This window comes from Streptomyces sp. NBC_01304, assembly GCF_035975855.1.
GTDB lineage: Bacteria > Actinomycetota > Actinomycetes > Streptomycetales > Streptomycetaceae > Streptomyces.
Genome location: NZ_CP109055.1, coordinates 1,327,752 through 1,344,878, shown reverse-complemented (window position 1 = coordinate 1,344,878; position 17,127 = coordinate 1,327,752). Strand labels below are relative to the sequence as shown.

Here is a 17,127-nt window from a genome sequence, read left to right as displayed (position 1 = left end):
AAGTGAGCCGCACTTCCCTCCCCTTCCGTCGCCGAGCCCTGATCGCCGTCCCCGCCGCCGCCCTGCTCGCGCTCCTGCCGAGCAGCGCACTGGCCTACCCGAACCCCGGCGCGGTCACCGGCGACATCGTCGTTCACGACCCGACCATGGCCCGCACCTCGTCCGGCAAGTACCTGCTGTACTCGACCGGCGACGGCCTCCAACTGCGCACCTCCACCGACCGGATCGCCTTCGGCCGCAGTGGTTCGGCCTTCCCCACGCGCCCCGCCTGGTGGAGCACCTACCACTCCACCGGGGACGTCTGGGCGCCCGACATCTCGTACCACGGTGGCAAGTACCTGATGTACTACTCCGTCTCGTCCTTCGGCTCCAACAAGTCGGCCATCGGACTCGCGGCCTCCACCACGGGCGAGCCGGGCAGCTGGACCGATTACGGCGCGGTCTACACCTCGACCACCTCCAGCGACTACAACGCCATCGACCCGAACCTCTTCGTCGACGACGGCAAGTGGTGGCTGTCCTTCGGCTCCTGGTGGTCCGGCATCAAGCTGATACGCATCGACCCGTCGACCGGCAAGCAGCACGCGGGCGACACGACCCGCCGCTCCCTCGCCTCCCGGCCGACCGGCACCAAGGCCGTCGAGGCGCCCTACATCGTCAAACGCAACGGCTACTACTACCTGTTCGCGTCGTACGACACCTGCTGCGCCGGCACCAGCTCCACGTACAAGATCAAGGTGGGCCGGTCATCGAGCATCACCGGGCCGTACGTCGACAAGAGCGGCGTCGCGATGATGAACAACGGCGGCACCGTGGTCCAGGAGAGCCACGGCCGCTACATCGGGCCCGGCGGCCAGTCGGTGATGAAGGACGCCGACGGGGACCTGCTCGTCTACCACTACTACGACGGCCAGGACGGGGGCACGCCGAAGCTCGGGATCAACTTGCTTAACTGGGGCAGCGGTTGGCCTGTCGCCTACTGACCCTGCTTGCTCGACGCCAGCGTCAGGAACGCGGTCCAGGACTCCGGGGGCACGGTGAAGTGCGGGCCCTCGGGGTTCTTGGAGTCGCGGATGTGTACGGCGGTGGGGTGGGCGGCTACCTCGATGCAGGCGCCGCCTTCGCTGCCGCTGTAGCTCGACTTGCGCCAGGTGTAGGCGACTTCGAGGCAGGCGCCGCCCTCATCGCTGCTGTAGCTCGACTTGAACCAGTGGAGTGCGGTGCTCATCGGTCTCCTAGCAGACTGTCCAGCAGATCCCTCGAATCCTCGGTGTTGAGGGCCTGTGTCCGCAGCATCGCATACTTCTGACTGAGGATCGCCACCTCGACGGGATCGGCGATCAGTTGGCTCCCGCGAGGGGTCTCGGCGTAGGCGAGCCGCTGGTACTCAGGGGTCTCCAGCAAGATGAACGGGCCGGCCAGCCCTGCGTGAGTCGTGCGCCCGAGAGGCATGATCTGCAGAGCGAGGCCCGGGAGGTCGGCGAACTTCCGCAGCTGGCGCAGCTGCTCTACGTACACCTTCCTTCCGCCGAGCTGGTCTTTGAGCACAGCCTCCGAGAACACAAAGCTGGTGGTCGGGGGGACCTTGCGCTGGAGGATCGCCTGGCGCTCGATGCGTTTGGCAACAAGCTGTTCGATCTCATCCCGGTCATAGACGGGGACGCGGCTCTCGAAAACCGCCCGCGCGTATGCCTCGGTCTGCAGCAGGCCCGGCAGTACCACGCACTCGTACCACGAGACTGCGATTGCCTCCCGCTCACGATCCAGGTACTCCTCCGCCCAGCGCGGAATGAGATCCACCTCGGGCATGTTCTCGACCGCAGTCGCCAACGCCCCTCCCGTGCGCAGGAATTCATCAAGCTGGATCGCGAGGTCCATCTTCAGGGGCCGACGCCCCTGCTCGATCGACGAGATCTGCTGCTCGCCGACCACGAATTGGTCACCCAGGGACTTCTGCGTATACCCGGCAGCCTCCCGGAACAGGGCGAGCAGTGAGCCCACCATCTTCATCGCCGAGGCGTTCTTCCGTGACCGTCGTCCGCTGCCGCTCATACGGTCCAACTCCCCATCCGGGCCCGTACATTCACTGGCGCGGGCTAGTACAGACGAGCTGTACGAGACGGCGCTCTGCTCCATGATGGGCACACTCTGTGACGCTCATCACGTGAACAGCGAAAATCAACCCCCGTCCCCACGCGAGCGTTTCTACCGCCGTGAGCGCCAGTTCATCCCGGCGGCAAGGCAGTTCGCTCGTGCCGCACTCACTGACTGGCGCGTGGACGGCCGGCGTACGGACGACATCCTTCTGTGCGTCAGTGAGCTCGCCACCAACGCCCTGGTGCACGGCGTCCCGCCGGGCCGGGGCTTCCTGCTGCGGCTCTCGTACGAGGGCGGGGTGCGGGTCGAGGTCCACGACAGCGGCGACGGCTGTCCTTACATCCCGGACTGTGCCGACGAGGGCGGGCGCGGGCTGCTGCTCGTGGCCGCCCTCGCCGACAAGTGGGGAGTGGGGGAGCGGCACCCCGGCAAGACGGTGTGGTGCGAGTTCGCGTTGTGGGCGGATCAGGTTACGTAGGCATCGACGAAGGCATTGCGGAACTTACCGGCCGGATCGAGCCGCCGCGTGAGCGCCGCGAAGTCGGCGAGGCGCGGATAACGTGCGCGGAGCTCGCGGGGCGCGACGCCGAAGACCTTGCCCCAGTGCGGCCGCGCACCGAACGGCGCGAGCCGCTCCTCGACGAGCGCGACGACGGGCAGCACGGCCGCGGTGTCCGGCACCCAGGTGAAGTGGACGGCGACCGTGTCGCGTCCGTGGGCGGGGCTGAGCCACTGGGTGTCGGCGGCGACCGTACGTACCTCGCAGATCTGCAGGACCGGAGCGAGCTCCGCCCGAACGGCGTCGAGCGCGTGCAACGCGGCGAGGGCGTCGGCCCGGGGAAGCAGGTACTCGGACTGCAGCTCCGCGCCGCTGCTGGGCGTGAACTCGGCCCGGAAATGCGGCAGTCGCTCGTGCCAGGGCCCCGGGACGCCGAGCTGTTGGGTGCAGTTGGCCGCGGGCATCCCCGGCACCGGATGCAGGGGGGAGGTGGCCGGAGCGGCCCACGGGAAGTCGAGGGGCGGACCGTCGCAGCGCCGCTTGAGCCACACCTGCGTGAAGCGCGGGCCGCGCCAGTCGGTGAAGAGGCTCACGCTGTACGCCGCCGAGGTGACCGCCTCGAAGTCCAGGCCCGCCAGGGGCAGTTCGGTGAGGACGTGCTGGCTGATCTCGAAGGCGGGTTCCAGGTCCAGCGTGAGCGCGGTGACCACCCCGAGGGCACCGAGGGCGACCACGGCCCCGTCGAACCCCTCGTCGCCGCGGTGCAGCGTGCGTGCGGAACCATCGGCGGTGATCAGCTCCACCGCGCGCACCGCATCCGCCAGTGACCGGTTGGCGTTGCCCGAGCCGTGTGTGCCGGTGGCGACCGAACCCGCGACGGAGATGTGCGGGAGCGAGGCCATGTTCGGCAGGGCCAGGCCGTGCCGGTGGACGTGCCCGGCCAGTTCGGCGTACCGCATCCCGGCGGCGACGCGCACCGTCCGCGCCGTGGTGTCGACGTCCACCGAGGGCGGCAGCCCGGCCACGGACAGCAGCGTGCCGGCCGGGCCGTCCACATCGGCGATCGCGTTGAACGAGTGCCCGCTGCCGAGCACCCGCACCTGGCGGCTGCCCGCGACCAACTCCTGCAACTCGTCCAGTGAGCCGGGCCGGTGGGTCCGTGCCGTCGAGAAGGTGATGTTCCCTGCCCAGTTCGTCGGGGCCGGGCGTATCGGTCCGTGCGTGCTGTCGGCGATCACCTGTCGACCCTGCCACAATTCCCGTCCGGCGATCCAGAGTTCGACATCACAGACTTCATTCGAGATACCGAACACACGCGCGCCGCGCGGGGCCGTGGCACGGCCCCGCGCGGCGAACCTGCTCACCGGCGTACGGGAGTCAGAGCTTCAGCCGGTGCACACCCCCGTTCACCGTGCCCACGTACAGCGAACTGCCGTCCGTGGCCAGCTTGGTGGCGTCCAGGTTCTGCAGGCCGGTGGAGATGTTGTGCCAGGTCCGGCCGTTGTCGGTGGAGCGAAGGACGCCCCGTCCGCCGCGCGGCAGGGCCGTCTCCCACACGCTCGTCGACGCCGCGTAGAGCGCGCCGTCGACCCGCAACAGGTCGCTGACCCGGACCGGCAGCTTGCCGGTGTCAGCCGTGCGGAAGGTGGCGCCGCCGTCCGTGGAGACGCGGATCGAGTCGCCGCCGAGGAGCAGCCGCGATCCGTCGCGCTCGATGGTGTCGACGCGACCGTCGGCGACCTTGGTGACGTCGGCGCCGCCGTCGGTGGAGCGGAACAGACCCTCAGGACCGCCGAGCAGTAGCTTCTTCGGGTCCTTCGGGTCGCCGGAGACGGCGTTGAAGTACGTCTCGTGGCGCAGGTTCTTCCAGGTGGCGCCGCCGTCCGTGGTGCTGAACAGGCCCTGGCTCCGGTTGTTGCCGTAGCCGACGTAGACCCGATCGGGATCGGCCGGGTGCACGGCGAGCGAAGTGACCTCGCCGTCGGTTGCGCCCTTCTCCTCCCAGGTCTTGCCGCCGTCGCCACTGCGCTGGACGAGGATGCCGCCGAACGCGGTGTTCTGCGTCCGCCAGACGACCTTCGGGTCCTTCGCCGACACGGCGAGCTTGCTGACCGTGTTGCCGATGGTGCCCTCGCCGCCGGTGTCACCCCAGTCGGGGCCGGCCACCGGCATCGCGGCGCGGTGGGTGCCGATCGGGCCCGCCGCGATCAGGGCGTCGCCGCTGACCGCGAGGTCGTTGACGGTGCCGCCCTGGACGCCGATGCGCCGGTAGTCCTTGCCCTCGGACGTGCCCTTGTAGAGGCCGGCCGAGCTCGTGGAGACGGACAGGCCCCCGTCGCCCCAGCGGTCGAAGTCCATCTGTACGGAAGAGGAGTTGATCCCGGGCAGGACGGACCAGTCACGGCCGTGGTTGCGGCCCACGTGGACACCGTCGCGCGAGCCGAGGTAGAGGTCGCCCCCCACCGCGGTGAGGCCGCTGCCGCCGTAGCCCTTGGCGAGGAGCGTGCTCCAGGTCTTGCCGCCGTCGTGCGAGCCGACGACGCCCTTGGAGATCTCATATCCCGCGATGACCTCGGAGTCCGCGGCGATCGTCACGATGGTGCGGCTGCCCTGGGTCTCGTAGATCGTGCGGGCCTCGCCCAGCGTGCCGTCGGCCGCTACGGACCGCGCCCACAGCTTCTTGCCCGACGCGAAGTACAGTTGCCCGCCGGCGAGTTCGGCGTCGTACACCTCGTCCGCGATGCCGGTGGGCTGCTCCGTCCAGTGGTCGCCGCCGTCCGTGCTGACCAGCAGGCCGGTCCAGGTGACGGCGATGAGCACCTTGGTGTCCTCGTCGGCCAGGAGCTGGTCGATGGGCACATTCGGGGTGTCGAGCGTCTCCCAGGTGCGGCCGCGGTCCTCGGTGCGCAGGATCGAGCCGGTTCGCGGGAAGCCGCTCTCGCTGTTGACCGTGTACCACCAGCGGTCGGGGTGGTGGGCGTCGATGACGAGGTCGCCCTCGCCCTTCTGGTCGGTGACGGGCAGTCGGTCCAACTGCTCCCAGGTCTTGCCGTTGTCGCCGGTGAGCCAGGGGCCGACCTTGTCGCCCTGCGTCAGCACGGCCTGGTCGCCGCGGCTCGGCGCGACGGAGACGGCGCCGGACTCGCTGTTGGGGCCGATGGGCTCCCAGCGGCTCTTACGGCTGTCCTCGGGGGTGACCTCGAAGCCGTCGGGGTTGCCGTTGAGGCTCTTGCCGTCGGTGGTCTCGGCGGTCGCCGACACCAGATGGGCGCCGGTCTCCTTGGTGGTGACCGCGGCCTTGTAGACGGTGTCCGACAGCTTGGTGGCCGGGACCGTCCTGGTCCGGCCCTTCGGCGAAGTGACCGTGATGACGGGGGCCTTGGCGAGCGGCACCGGACTGAACACCACCACGCCGGACCTGCCGTCGCTCGGGTCGGGGCCCGCCTGCACGAACAGCTTGCGCACGACGAGGAGGTAGGGGACGCGCAGCTTCTTGCCGCCGGTCGGGGTCAGGGTGACCTGGCCGCTGATCTCGGTCTCCGCCTTGGGCCGGTCGGCCCGGACGGTGACGGTCGCCTTGGCGCTGCCGCCCGCCGGGACGGTGATCCGGGACGGCGTGACGGTGGCCTCTCCGCTCACTCGGAGACGTACCGTACGAGCCTTCTTGCCCGAGTTGCGGACGGTCAGCTGCCTGCTGCCCCCGATGGTGCGCCGGGACAGATCGGCCAGACCGTAGGAGAGCGTGCTGGGCGAGGTGGTGATCCCGCCGTCCGCGGCATCGGCGGCGGCCGGGACGTCCAGGCGGCCGGAGCCGACGGTGGTCGGACCGAAGTCGTCCAACTCCTTGGCGCTGCCGACCAGTTCGGAACGTACGGCGTCCGGCTGCTGCTCCGGATGCAGCTGGCGGATCAGCGCCGCCGCACCCGCGACGTGCGGCGAGGCCATCGACGTACCGGACATGCGGTAGACGCCCGGCGCGTAGAGCGCCTTCGGGACGGTGGAGCGGATGTCGTAGCCCGGTGCGACCAGGTCCGGCTTGAGGTCGAAGGACGCGTCGGGGCCGCGCGAGGAGAAGTTCGCGATCTGGTCCGTGGCGTCCGTGCCCCCGAGGGTGACTTCGACCTTCCCGGCCGCGAGCCGACGGCCGAGCTCGTCGTACTGGGTGGCGTCGACCCCCATCATGACCAGCGAGTCCATCCGCAGCGAGTCGCCGGAGTCCTTGACGCCGATCGCACTGTCGGCGGACCCGGGCACCTCGCTCGGGCCCTGCGCGGCGAACACCGGTCCACCGCCCCCGCCGCCGATGAGGGCGAGCGCACCGCGCTTCTCGGCCTCGCGGGCCACCTCGATCTCCTCGAGGGTCGGCGTCCCCGTCGAGACCTCCCTCGCGATCCGGACGACCTTGCCCTTGACGTCTCCCGCGCGGTCCCAGTCCTCGGGGGCGCCGTAGCCGACGTCGACGAGCTCGGTCGTTACCGGATCGGCCGGCGGGCTCGCGGACAGCTGGCCGCGGACGACCTGGATCTTCTCGCCGTCCTTGTACGTGGCCGTGGGTACGCGGATGCCGGAGACCGAGGCGCCGACCGCGATCACACCTTCGGCGGCGGCGGGGGAGCCCACCGTGCCGCGGTCCGGGCCCTCGTTCCCGGCCGAGGCGACCACCACGACACCGGCCCGGGTGGCGGCGGTTGCCGCGAGGCCGAGCGGATCGGTGCCGTCGCCGGGGCCGCCGATGCTCATGTTGATGACGTCGGCGCGATGCGGGTTCGCCGGGTCGATGGCCGCTTCGATGCCCGCGACGATGTCCGAGGTGTTGCCGCCGCCGTCCGCGCCCATGACCTTGTACGCGGTGAGCGTGGCGCCCGGCGCGACACCGGTGACGCCGCCCTTGGCCGCCGCCTTGCCCGCGATGATGCCGGCGACGTGCGTGCCGTGGCCGTGGTCGTCCATCGGGTCGCCGTCGCCGTTGACGAAGTCGTAGCCCGCGACGACCTTGTGTCCCTCACCGAAACCGCCGCCCAGGTCCGGGTGGCTGTAGTCGACGCCGCTGTCGAGGACGGCGACGGTGACGCCCTTGCCGTCCGCGCCGTTGCCCGCCGGGTCCTTGCGCTTCCAGACGTCAGGGGCGCCGATCAGCGGCACGCTGTCGTCGGTGAGCATCCGGACCTTGGTGTCTTCCTGGACGGATGCCACGCCGGGCAACTGCTTCAGCTCGGCGATCTCGGAGGCCTTCACGGTCACCGCGACCGCGTTGAGCAGCAGGTTCAGCTTGCGCGGCTTGCCGGTGTGCAGCCCGGCTTCCTCGGCGCGGTCGAGGAAGGTCTCCTGCCGTCCGGCCAGCGCCTTGCGGTCCGCGCGGACGTCCGGGGCGTCGGAGGCCTGAAGCCGGCCCTTGCCGGTCGCGGCGGCCCCGCCGTCCAGCGTGACGATCACACGCCGGTCGGGGTCGGGTCGGGATGCGGCCGTCGCGGACGGGGGTGCCGTCGTGAGCAGTCCGCCGAGCACGGCCGCGGTGAGCCCGGCCGTCAGCGTTCTTCGAGGGGTCATGAACAGATGTCCTATTCGGAATGCAGTGGTCCAGACAACGATTTGGGCTGGCCCATTGCTGCCACTGGCACACACGGGCCAAGATCCGCCCATGCCCCAGGAACTCACCGCGGCCGGTATCGACCCCTTCGACGAACGGGCCTACCGCGCGATCCTCGTCCGCCACACCGCGGCCCCCGCCGAGCTCGCCGCCGACCTCGACTGCTCCACCGAGCGCGCCGCCCGGGCCCTCGACCGGCTGCGGGAGCACGGCCTGGTGGGGCGCCTCGCGGGCGGGCGCAGGCGGTACGCGGCGATCGAGCCGGGTGCCGCCGTCGAGGCCCTCGTACGGTCGCGTACCGCAGAACTCGACAGCGTACGAGCAGCGGCGGGGGAGCTGTCACGGCTGTTCGCGGCGGCCCGCCAAGGGGGCTCCGAAGAGGTCGAAATCCTCACCGGGAGCGAGGCGTTGGGACGCTGGTTCGTGCGGCTGCAACAGGAGGCGCGGGAGGATGTGATGACCCTGGACCGCCCGCCGTACGCCCTCACCACCTCCAACCCGGTCGAGGCGACGGCCCTCACCCGAGGGGTCCGCTACCGGGCCGTGTACGCACCCGAGGCCCTGGAGTGGCCGGGCGTGCTCGGCGACATCCGCGAACTCGTCGCGCACGGCGAACAGGCCCGCGTCCTGCCCGGGTTGCGCATCAAGCTGGCGATGGCCGACCGCCGGCTCGCCCTGATGCCGCTCTCCCTCGACTTCACCTCGGAGGTGCGGGCCGCGGTGATCCGCCCCTCGGCGCTCCTGGACGGTCTCGTCGACTACTGGGAGATGTGCTGGCGCCAGGCGACCCCACTGGACGCGCCCGCGGGCGACGGCCTCGCTGAGGAAGACCGTCAGCTCCTCACCCTCCTTGTCGGCGGCCTCAAGGACGAGGCGATAGCACGCCAGTTGGGCTGGTCGGTGCGCACGATGCGGCGCCGGATGAGCCGGCTGCACGAGGAGCTGGGGGCGGCGAACCGGTTCCAGGCGGGGGTGATCGCGGTGCGACGGGGGTGGATCTAGCGCTCGCTCACTCCGCCGCGGGGGTGCTCCCCGCGCCGCGCCGGCGCTTCGCGTACGCGACGGTGAGCACGGCCAGGAGCGGACCCCACAGGATCAGCGGCGTGTAGCAGACGTGGTACCAGGCGGCCTCCAGGCCACCGGCCTGGCTCGGGAAGTCGGCCGGCAGGTCGTCGCCCCGGATCGTGGTGCCCATGAGCTCGGTGACGGTCGTGAGCACGGTCCACAGGAGGGTGAGGAGCGTCGCCCCGAGCGCGGCCGGGACGAGCACCGCCTTCGCCGGGATCCGGCGGCCGCCCAGGAACGGGATCCAGCGCGGCACCACCTCGCCCCAGCGGGCGATCAGACCGATCGCGGTGAACGCGATGAGCTCGGACACCACCGACAGGACGACCACGTACGCGCGCTCGCCGGGCGTGATCCCGCCGTCGAACGCGGCCGGGAGCCGCCAGATGCTCGACGGCAGAACGGCGAACGGCACGGCGTAGGCGGCGAGTTGGATCCGGCGGGACACTCCGTCCACTGGCTCGTGGGCCGCCCGCCATGCGGCGCGGATCCGTCCGGTGCGGGCGGCGGGGGATTCTTCGACGTGCGGGAGAGGCTGCATGTCCGGTCCTCGGCTCCGGTGGGCCGGTGCCCGGCCCGTTCGTCAACGAAGATCGCAGCGAGGGGGGTTGCCGGGGATCGGCCTGCGGGCCGGACCCGCTCCGCCGTGCGGCCGACGGGGGGTGCGACCGGAGGACGAGGGCAGGGAGAGTCCCCCAGTACGCCTCTACCCCAAGTAGCCACCCCTCTGTTCACCGCAGAGCAGAGATGAGTAAGGTAAGCCTTACCTAATTTTGGAGTGGAGATGCCCAGCACCGATCCGTCCACCGAGCCCACCCCTGCCGAGCGGGCGCGGACGATCCTCGCCGCGGCCGGATCCGTGGCCCTGACCACGACCGGCCACCGCGTCGAATTCGTCTCGCTGCACAGCGTCGACGCCGCCTCCCGCCTGCTGCTCCTCAACCCTGAGGACGGAAGCCTCACCGCGGAACTCGCCGTCGCCCCGCGCTCGGGCCTTGCCGCCTATGTCGAGTTGACGGACGTGGCGCCGGTCGCCGTACGGGACCGGGTCAGGGCCCGCCTGGCACTGAGCGGCCGGCTCACCCTCGCCGGGCCGGACACCCTGATCTTCCGGCCCGCGCGGGTGGCCCTCGCCGACGGTGACGACGTACGGGCCGTCGACGCGGCGGAGGTGGCGGCGGCCGCCCCCGACCCGTTGGCCGCTCAGGAGGCGGAGCTCCTCTCCCACCTGGAAGCCGGGCACGCCGAGACCCTGACCGCGCTCGCCCGCCTGGTGCCGGAGCACCTCCTCGCCGGTGTCCTGCACATCAGGCCGATTCGCCTCGACCGCAAGGGACTCGTCCTGCGCCTGGAAGGGCTGGACACGCACGACGACGTACGCCTGCCCTTCGCGTCGGAGGCGACCGGCCCCCGGGACGTGGGCCACCGGATCCACGAACTCCTCGGCCACACCTGCGCACCACGCCCTCGCGCCCGGCGCACGCGACGCTGATCAGCCCCTCCGCCGAGCCTCGCCGCCGTGTCCCGCCGCCGTGTCCCGCCGCCAAGTCCGCCGCCACGCCCACCTGCCAGGGAGCCCCATGCAGCGCGGAAACATCGCCGCGAACCGGGTGAAGCCCGAGTCGTCCGCACCCGTCCGACTGCACGTCCTGCGGAGCAAGCGCCTCTCGCCGCACTTCATGCGCGTCACCCTGGGCAGAGGTGACATCGAGCGCTTCCGGCCGATGGGGTACGACCAGTGGTTCCGCCTCTTCCTGCCGACGGGCGAGGGCTCGCTCGACCGGATCCCGGAGCGCCTCACGACCCTGTCCTACTTCAAGCTCCTGGCGGCCTCGAAGGACGCCCGTCCCGTCCTGCGCAACTACACGGTCCGGGCGCACCGTCCCGACGGTCCCGAAGGCCCGGAGCTGGACATCGACTTCGTGCTCCACGGCTCCGAGCCCGACGCCCACGCCGGCCCCGCGGCGGCCTGGGCCCGGAGCTGCGCGGAGGGGGACGCCGTCGTGCTCGTCGACGAGGGCGTCGCCTTCAACCCGCCCGAGGGTGTGCGCCAAGTCCTGCTGGCGGCGGACGAGTCGGGGCTTCCCGCGCTGGCCGGCGTGCTCGCCTCGCTCCCCGCGGACGTCACCGGCTGGGCCGTGGTGGAGGTTCCGTCGGCCGCGGACCGGCAGGAGCTGGAAGGGCCGGCCGGGATCGACGTCGTCTGGGCCGACCGCACCGATGCGTCGGCTGTCCCGGGGGAAGCGGCGCTGGCCGCGGCACGCGGGTTGCCGGTCCCGGAGGGGCCTTGCTACGGCTGGGTGGTCGGCGAGTCCGGACTCGCCACCGGGCTGCGCAGGCACTGGGTGGGGCAGGGCCTGCCGAAGGACCGCATCATGTTCTGCGGGTACTGGCGGGCGTGAGACGGACAGCGAGATGGCGTGAGGTGAACAACAAGATAACGATCCGGAACCCATGCATTTCCGACCTTACCGGGAGTAAGGGGCTTGCGGTGAGGGGCGCCCCTCATGATCAGATGAGGCGATGCGTACCTCCCCCCACCGCATGGCAGACCGTAACTTCGATCACCGAGAACCGAACTTCGATCATCGAGACCCGCTGCACGACACCCCCGCGCAGGGGAACCCGTACGACGAACTCGGCATCCTCGCCGGCCGGCCGCCGGTCGACTACGTGCTCGACGACGAGGCCTTCGACGACGAGCCCTGGGAGCCGCCCAACCACCGTCGGCGCGGCCGCCGGCGCAACCGCTTCGCCGGACTGCCGCGGGTGGCCAAGGGATTCATCGGCCTCGGTGCCGTGCTCGCCTTCCTGTACGCGGGCGACCGCTGGGCCCTGCTCTACACCGAGCACGAGGCAGCGGAGAAGCTCAAGGATTCGATGCATCTGAGTACCGCGCCCGAGGTGGAGATCGACGGCTTCCCCTTCCTCACCCAGGCGATGGACGACCGCCTGGACAAGGTGCACCTCACCGTGCCCGACGTGGCCGCCGACCGGGTCTCGCTCGCCAAGGTCTCCGCGACCGCCGAAGACGTACGCATCAAGGGCGGTCTGCTGGACTTCAAGGGGGCGCACGTCGAGGACACGAAGGGTGAGGTGCTGCTCTCCTTCGAGGACCTGAACCGTGAACTGGGTGCCTCCCAGGTCACGTTCACCGGCCACGGCCGCGACCAGGTGCTGGCCCGGGGCACGCTGCCGGTCGCGGGCCACGACCTGAAACTGGCCGCCGAGGCCCGCATCAAGCGGTCCGGCCAGCACGGCATCTCCACCGAGATCGGCGGAATGCGCCTGGGCATCGGCGACTTGGCGACGTACCGCCCGGGAACGAAGGAGTCCCAGGGCCTGCACCTGACCCGGTCCTCCGCCTCCGACCTGCGCAAGGAGACCGACAAGGTCAAGGCCCTGTTCGCGGTTCCGGCGATCGTGGACCGCCTCGGCGTGCCCGCCTCCGCCGTCCGGCAGGCCATGCACAGCGAGCAGAAGCTCCATGAACTCACCGGATCCGCGCGCTTCGTCCGCGACCTGATGAAGATCAACCTGATCGACGCGGCCACCGGTCATCCCGCCCTGCTGAAGAAGCTGGGCCTGGACCCCGCCCTTCTCGACGGCCTCGCCAAGCTCACCAAGCCGGAACTGGCCGACCGCCTCTCCCTCGGCTTCCAGCTGCCGAAGCTGCCGGGTGACGGGGTGGTGAGCCTGAAGGACGTGAAGGTGGAGAAGGAGGGAATCCGGGTGCGGCTGGAGGGCTACGGAATCTCCTTCGGGAAGTAGGGCGTGGCGGTGGCCCGGGCACCCCTCGCGGGGAACCCGGGCCGCGCCCCCTGCCTCAGCGAGCCGAGAAGCTGTGCACCGTCGTGGAGCGGTACGTCTGTCCGGGCCGCAGCACCGTCGACGGGAAGGACGGCTGGTTCGGGGAGTCCGGGAAGTGCTGGGTCTCCAGGCACATGGCGTCGCCCTGGCGGTAGATGTGCCCGCCGGTCCCGACCAGCGTGCCGTCCAGGAAGTTGCCCGAGTAGAACTGCAGGCCCGGCTCGGTCGTCGCCACCTTCAGGGCGCGGCCGGACGCCGGATCCCGCAGGGTCGCGACGTGCTCGGGGCGGGCCGTGGCGCCCTTGTCCAGCACCCAGTTGTGGTCGAAGCCCTGTCCGTGGAGGAGCTGCTGGTGCGCCTCCCGGATGTCCTCGCCGGGCGTCTTCGGCCGCCGGAAGTCGAAGGGCGTGCCCGAGACCTTCGCCAGCTCACCGGTGGGGATCAGGCCCTTGTCGACGGGGGTGTAGCGGGAGGCGCCGATCTGGAGCTCGTGGTCGTAGACGGAGCCGCTGCCCTCGCCGGCCAGGTTCCAGTAGACGTGGTTGGTGAGGTTCACGACCGTGGCCTTGTCGGTGGTGGCCGCGTAGTCGATGCGCCAGTCGCCGTCCCGGGTCAGCGTGTACGTCACCTTCGTCTTGAGCGTGCCGGGGTAGCCCATCTCGCCGTCGCCGCTGGTGTAGTGCAGCACCAGGCCCACATCGGAGCCCGACGTGAAGCCCTCCACGTCCCAGACCCGCTTGTCGAATCCCTTCGCACCGCCGTGCAGGCTGTTCTCGCCGTCGTTGACGGAGAGTTGGTACGTCTTGCCGTCGAGGTCGAAGCGGCCCTGGGCCATCCGGTTTCCGAAGCGTCCGATGAGCGCCCCGAAGTACGGGCTGGAGGCCACGTAGTCGTCGAGGTTGTCGAAGCCCAGGGAGACGTTCCGGTACCGGCCGCGGCTGTCGGGGAGCTCCAGGGACTGGACGATGCCGCCGTACGAGAGCACCTTCAGCCGCGTACCGCCGTTGGCCAGCGACCAGCGGTGGACCTTCGTGCCGTCGGCGAGCTTGCCGAAGAGTTCCTTCACCGGCTTGCCTCCAGGCTTGCCTCCGGGGGAGGTCGCGTGCGACGTGCCGGCCGTGGCGGCGGTGATGCCCGCGGCCGCCGCGGCGGCGATGACCGTGCGTCTGCTCGTTTCCATGTGCGGCTCCTATGACGGAAGTTGAGTACGGGACGGATGGGGCGTACGCAGGGGCTATGAACCGACCTTGCGCTTGTTCCACACGTCGAACCCGACCGCGGCGAGCAGCACCAGGCCCTTGATGACCTGCTGCCAGTCGCTGCCGACGCCGACGAGGTTCATTCCGTTGTTCAGCACGCCCAGGACCAGGCCGCCGATGATGGCGCCGAGGACCGTGCCGACGCCGCCGCTCATCGACGCGCCGCCGATGAACGACGCGGCGATCGCCTCGAGTTCGAAGTTCACGCCGGCCTTGGGCGAGGCCGCGTTGAAGCGGGCCGCGAAGACCAGGCCCGCCAGGGCCGCGAGCATGCCCATGTTGAGGAAGACCAGGAAGGTGACCTTCTTGTCCCGTACGCCGGAGAGCTTGGCCGCGGGAAGGTTGCCGCCGATCGCGTACACATGGCGGCCGATGACGGCGTTGCGCATCACATAGCCGAACCCGACGACGAGCACGCCGAGGATCAGCAGGACCACCGGCGCGCCCTTGTAACTGGCGAGCAGCAGTGTGACGGTGAGGATCGCGGCGACCAGCGCCACCAGCTTGAGGGCGAACAGCTTGGCCGGCGGCACGTCGAGCGCGAACTCCTGCTGCCGCCTGCGGTCGCGGACCTCCTGCAGCACCACGAACGCGATCAGGGCGAAGCCGAGCAGCAGGGTCAGGTTGTGGTAGTTGGTCTCCGGGCCCGTCTCGGGCAGGAAGCCGTTGGCGACCTTCTGCATGCCCTTGGGGAACGGGCCGACCGTCTGGCCCTCCAGGAAGATCTCGGTGAGGCCGCGGAAGAGCAGCATCCCGGCGAGGGTGACGATGAAGGACGGTATGCCGAGATACGCGATGAAGAATCCCTGCATCGCCCCCGCGGCCGCCCCGAGCCCCAGCATCAGCAGCGCGGCGAGCGGCCACGGCATGTCGTGGTCGACCATCAGCACGGCGGCCACCGCGCCGACGAACGCGGTGAGCGAGCCGACCGACAGGTCGATGTGGCCCGCGATGATGACGAGCATCATGCCGATCGCGAGGATCAGGATGTAGCTGTTCTGCAGCACCAGGTTGGACACGTTGCGCGGCAGCAGCAGGTCGCCGCCGGTCCACGCGGCGAACAGGGCGACGATCAATCCGAGCGCGATCAGCATGCCGTACTGGCGCATGTTGCGGCGCAGCCCGGCGAGCATCAGCGCCAACAGGCCGCTCCCGGCTGCCTGTTCGCTCTTGCCGGGTGGGGCGGGGGCCGGGGTCTTGGCGGTCACATCGGCGCTCATCGCGGTTCCTTCTTGTCCCTCGTGCCGTTCTTGTCCTTGGTCATCTGGCGCATCAGCGCTTCCTGCGTGGCCTCGGCCCGCGGGAACTCGCCGGTCAGCCGGCCGGCGGCCATCGTGTAGATGCGGTCGCACATCCCGAGCAGCTCCGGCAGCTCGGAGGAGATGAAGACGACCGCCTTGCCCTCGGCGGCCAGCTTGTCGATGACGGTGTAGATCTCGTACTTGGCCCCCACGTCGATGCCGCGGGTCGGCTCGTCCAGGATCAGCACGTCCGGACCCGCGAAGATCCACTTGCTGAGGACGACCTTCTGCTGGTTGCCGCCGGACAGCTTGCCGACCGGCTCGAAGACGGTGGGCGCCTTGATGTTCATGGACTTGCGGTAGTCCTCGGCGACTTGGCGCTCCTCGTGCTCGTCGACGATGCCGCGCCGGGCGACCTTGTGCAGGGCGCTGAGCGAGATGTTGCGGCCGATGGTGTCGATGAGGTTGAGGCCGTAGTGCTTGCGGTCCTCGGTGACGTACGCGATCCCGTGGCCGACCGCCTCCGGGACGGTCTTGGTGCGGATCGCCTTGCCGTCCTTGAGGACCGTGCCGCCCGCGTAACGGCCGTACGTCCGCCCGAAGACGCTCATCGCGAGCTCGGTGCGGCCCGCGCCCATCAGGCCCGCGATGCCGACGATCTCGCCGCGCCGCACGGAAAGGGACACCGAGTCCACGACCTTGCGCTGCTGGTCGATGGGGTGGTGCACGGTCCAGTCGCGGATCTCCAGGGCCGGTGCCGCGCCCGCCTCCGGCTGGTGCGGGGTGCGTTCGGGGAAGCGGTGGTCGAGGTCGCGGCCGACCATGCCGTTGATGATCCGCTCCTCGGTGGTCTCCGCGGACTTCACATCCAGGGTCTCGATGGAGCGGCCGTCGCGCAGGATCGTCACCGAGTCCGCGATCTGCTCGATCTCGTTGAGCTTGTGGGAGATGATGATCGAGGTAATGCCTTGTGTCTTCAACTCCCCGATGAGATCGAGGAGTTTGCCGCTGTCCTCGTCGTTCAGGGCCGCCGTCGGCTCGTCGAGGATCAGCAGCTTCACCTGCTTCGACAGCGCCTTGGCGATCTCCACGAGCTGCTGCTTGCCCACGCCGATGTCCGCGACGCGGGTCCCCGGATTCTCGTCGAGACCGACCCGGCGCAGCAGCCGGCTTGCGTGCTTGAGGGTCTCGTGCCAGCTGATGAACCCGCGCGTCGCGTGCTCGTTGCCGAGGAAGATGTTCTCCGCTATCGACAGGTACGGCACCAGGGCCAGCTCCTGGTGGATGATCACGATGCCGTGCTGCTCGCTCGCCCGGATGTCCTTGAAGTGACAGGGCAGGCCCTCGAAGAGGATCTCCCCGTCGTACGTTCCGTGCGGGTGGACGCCGGAGAGGACCTTCATCAAGGTCGACTTTCCGGCGCCGTTCTCCCCGCAGATGGCGTGGACCTCGCCCGGACGGACGGTCAGGGAGACGTCCGAGAGCGCCTTCACGCCGGGAAAGGTCTTCACGATCGAGCGCATTTCCAGGACGGGTCCCGCCATGGTCGTGCCTTCCAATCCTTGGTGG

14 protein-coding genes are annotated in these 17,127 nt (G+C 70.2%); 6 read left to right on the top strand and 8 right to left on the bottom strand.

What is annotated here, in order from left to right:
• The first annotated feature begins 2 nt into the window (after positions 1–2).
• Complete coding sequence (locus OG430_RS05855; RefSeq protein ID WP_327351340.1) at positions 3–983, top strand: arabinan endo-1,5-alpha-L-arabinosidase; 981 nt, start codon at positions 3–5, stop codon at positions 981–983.
• Here the strand turns inward: OG430_RS05855 and OG430_RS05850 are convergent.
• Together OG430_RS05850 and OG430_RS05845 are read right to left on the bottom strand one after the other, a co-directional pair.
• Positions 977–1,228, bottom strand: a complete 252-nt coding sequence (locus OG430_RS05850; protein WP_327351339.1) for a DUF397 domain-containing protein — start codon at positions 1,226–1,228, stop codon at positions 977–979. The genes OG430_RS05855 and OG430_RS05850 overlap by 7 nt on opposite strands.
• Positions 1,225–2,052, bottom strand: a complete 828-nt coding sequence (locus OG430_RS05845) for a helix-turn-helix domain-containing protein (protein ID WP_327351338.1) — start codon at positions 2,050–2,052, stop codon at positions 1,225–1,227. The genes OG430_RS05850 and OG430_RS05845 overlap by 4 nt, the downstream gene beginning before the upstream one ends.
• 85 nt (positions 2,053–2,137) lie before the next feature.
• Between OG430_RS05845 and OG430_RS05840 the strand changes: the two genes are divergently transcribed.
• Complete coding sequence (locus OG430_RS05840) at positions 2,138–2,575, top strand: ATP-binding protein (protein ID WP_327358966.1); 438 nt, start codon at positions 2,138–2,140, stop codon at positions 2,573–2,575.
• Here the strand turns inward: OG430_RS05840 and OG430_RS05835 are convergent.
• The gene (locus OG430_RS05835) at positions 2,563–3,831 is read right to left on the bottom strand and encodes a D-arabinono-1,4-lactone oxidase (RefSeq protein ID WP_442816692.1); all 1,269 of its coding nucleotides are present in this window, start codon (positions 3,829–3,831) and stop codon (positions 2,563–2,565) included. The two genes, OG430_RS05840 and OG430_RS05835, sit on opposite strands and share 13 nt — an antisense overlap.
• A gap of 142 nt (positions 3,832–3,973) precedes the next feature.
• A complete protein-coding gene (locus OG430_RS05830; protein ID WP_327351336.1) occupies positions 3,974–8,143 on the bottom strand; it encodes a S8 family serine peptidase in 4,170 nt (1,389 codons plus the stop codon).
• Between the two features lie 91 nt (positions 8,144–8,234).
• Between OG430_RS05830 and OG430_RS05825 the strand changes: the two genes are divergently transcribed.
• Positions 8,235–9,185, top strand: coding sequence for a helix-turn-helix domain-containing protein (locus OG430_RS05825; protein WP_327351335.1), 951 nt, complete (start codon positions 8,235–8,237; stop codon positions 9,183–9,185).
• 7 nt (positions 9,186–9,192) lie between these two features.
• On the opposite strand, the gene OG430_RS05820 is transcribed toward OG430_RS05825, so the two are convergent.
• Positions 9,193–9,789, bottom strand: coding sequence for a hypothetical protein (locus tag OG430_RS05820; RefSeq protein ID WP_327351334.1), 597 nt, complete (start codon positions 9,787–9,789; stop codon positions 9,193–9,195).
• Between the two features lie 243 nt (positions 9,790–10,032).
• Here OG430_RS05820 and OG430_RS05815 point away from each other — a divergent pair, with 243 nt between their 5' ends.
• From OG430_RS05815 to OG430_RS05805, 3 genes are all read left to right on the top strand, one after another.
• Positions 10,033–10,740 (top strand): DUF2470 domain-containing protein, encoded by a 708-nt coding sequence (locus OG430_RS05815; RefSeq protein WP_327351333.1) that lies wholly within the window; start codon positions 10,033–10,035, stop codon positions 10,738–10,740.
• A gap of 88 nt (positions 10,741–10,828) precedes the next feature.
• On the top strand, positions 10,829–11,650 hold the full coding sequence (locus tag OG430_RS05810; RefSeq protein WP_327351332.1) for a siderophore-interacting protein: 822 nt from the start codon (positions 10,829–10,831) through the stop codon (positions 11,648–11,650).
• Positions 11,651–11,792: 142 nt separating this feature from the next.
• A complete protein-coding gene (locus OG430_RS05805) occupies positions 11,793–13,019 on the top strand; it encodes an LmeA family phospholipid-binding protein (RefSeq protein ID WP_327351331.1) in 1,227 nt (408 codons plus the stop codon).
• 55 nt (positions 13,020–13,074) lie between these two features.
• Here the strand turns inward: OG430_RS05805 and OG430_RS05800 are convergent, their stop codons facing one another.
• Genes OG430_RS05800 through mmsA form a run of 3 tightly spaced genes read right to left on the bottom strand, consistent with a single transcriptional unit; the run spans position 13,075 to position 17,102 of the window.
• Positions 13,075–14,238: an aldose epimerase family protein gene (locus tag OG430_RS05800; protein WP_327351330.1), complete on the bottom strand. Its 1,164-nt coding sequence runs from the start codon at positions 14,236–14,238 to the stop codon at positions 13,075–13,077.
• Positions 14,239–14,292: 54 nt separating this feature from the next.
• Positions 14,293–15,537: a multiple monosaccharide ABC transporter permease gene (mmsB, locus tag OG430_RS05795; RefSeq protein WP_327351329.1), complete on the bottom strand. Its 1,245-nt coding sequence runs from the start codon at positions 15,535–15,537 to the stop codon at positions 14,293–14,295.
• Entirely contained in the window at positions 15,534–17,102 is a 1,569-nt protein-coding gene (mmsA, locus tag OG430_RS05790; protein WP_327351328.1) for a multiple monosaccharide ABC transporter ATP-binding protein, read from the bottom strand. Before mmsA ends, mmsB begins: the two co-directional genes overlap by 4 nt.
• Positions 17,103–17,127: the final 25 nt, after the last annotated feature.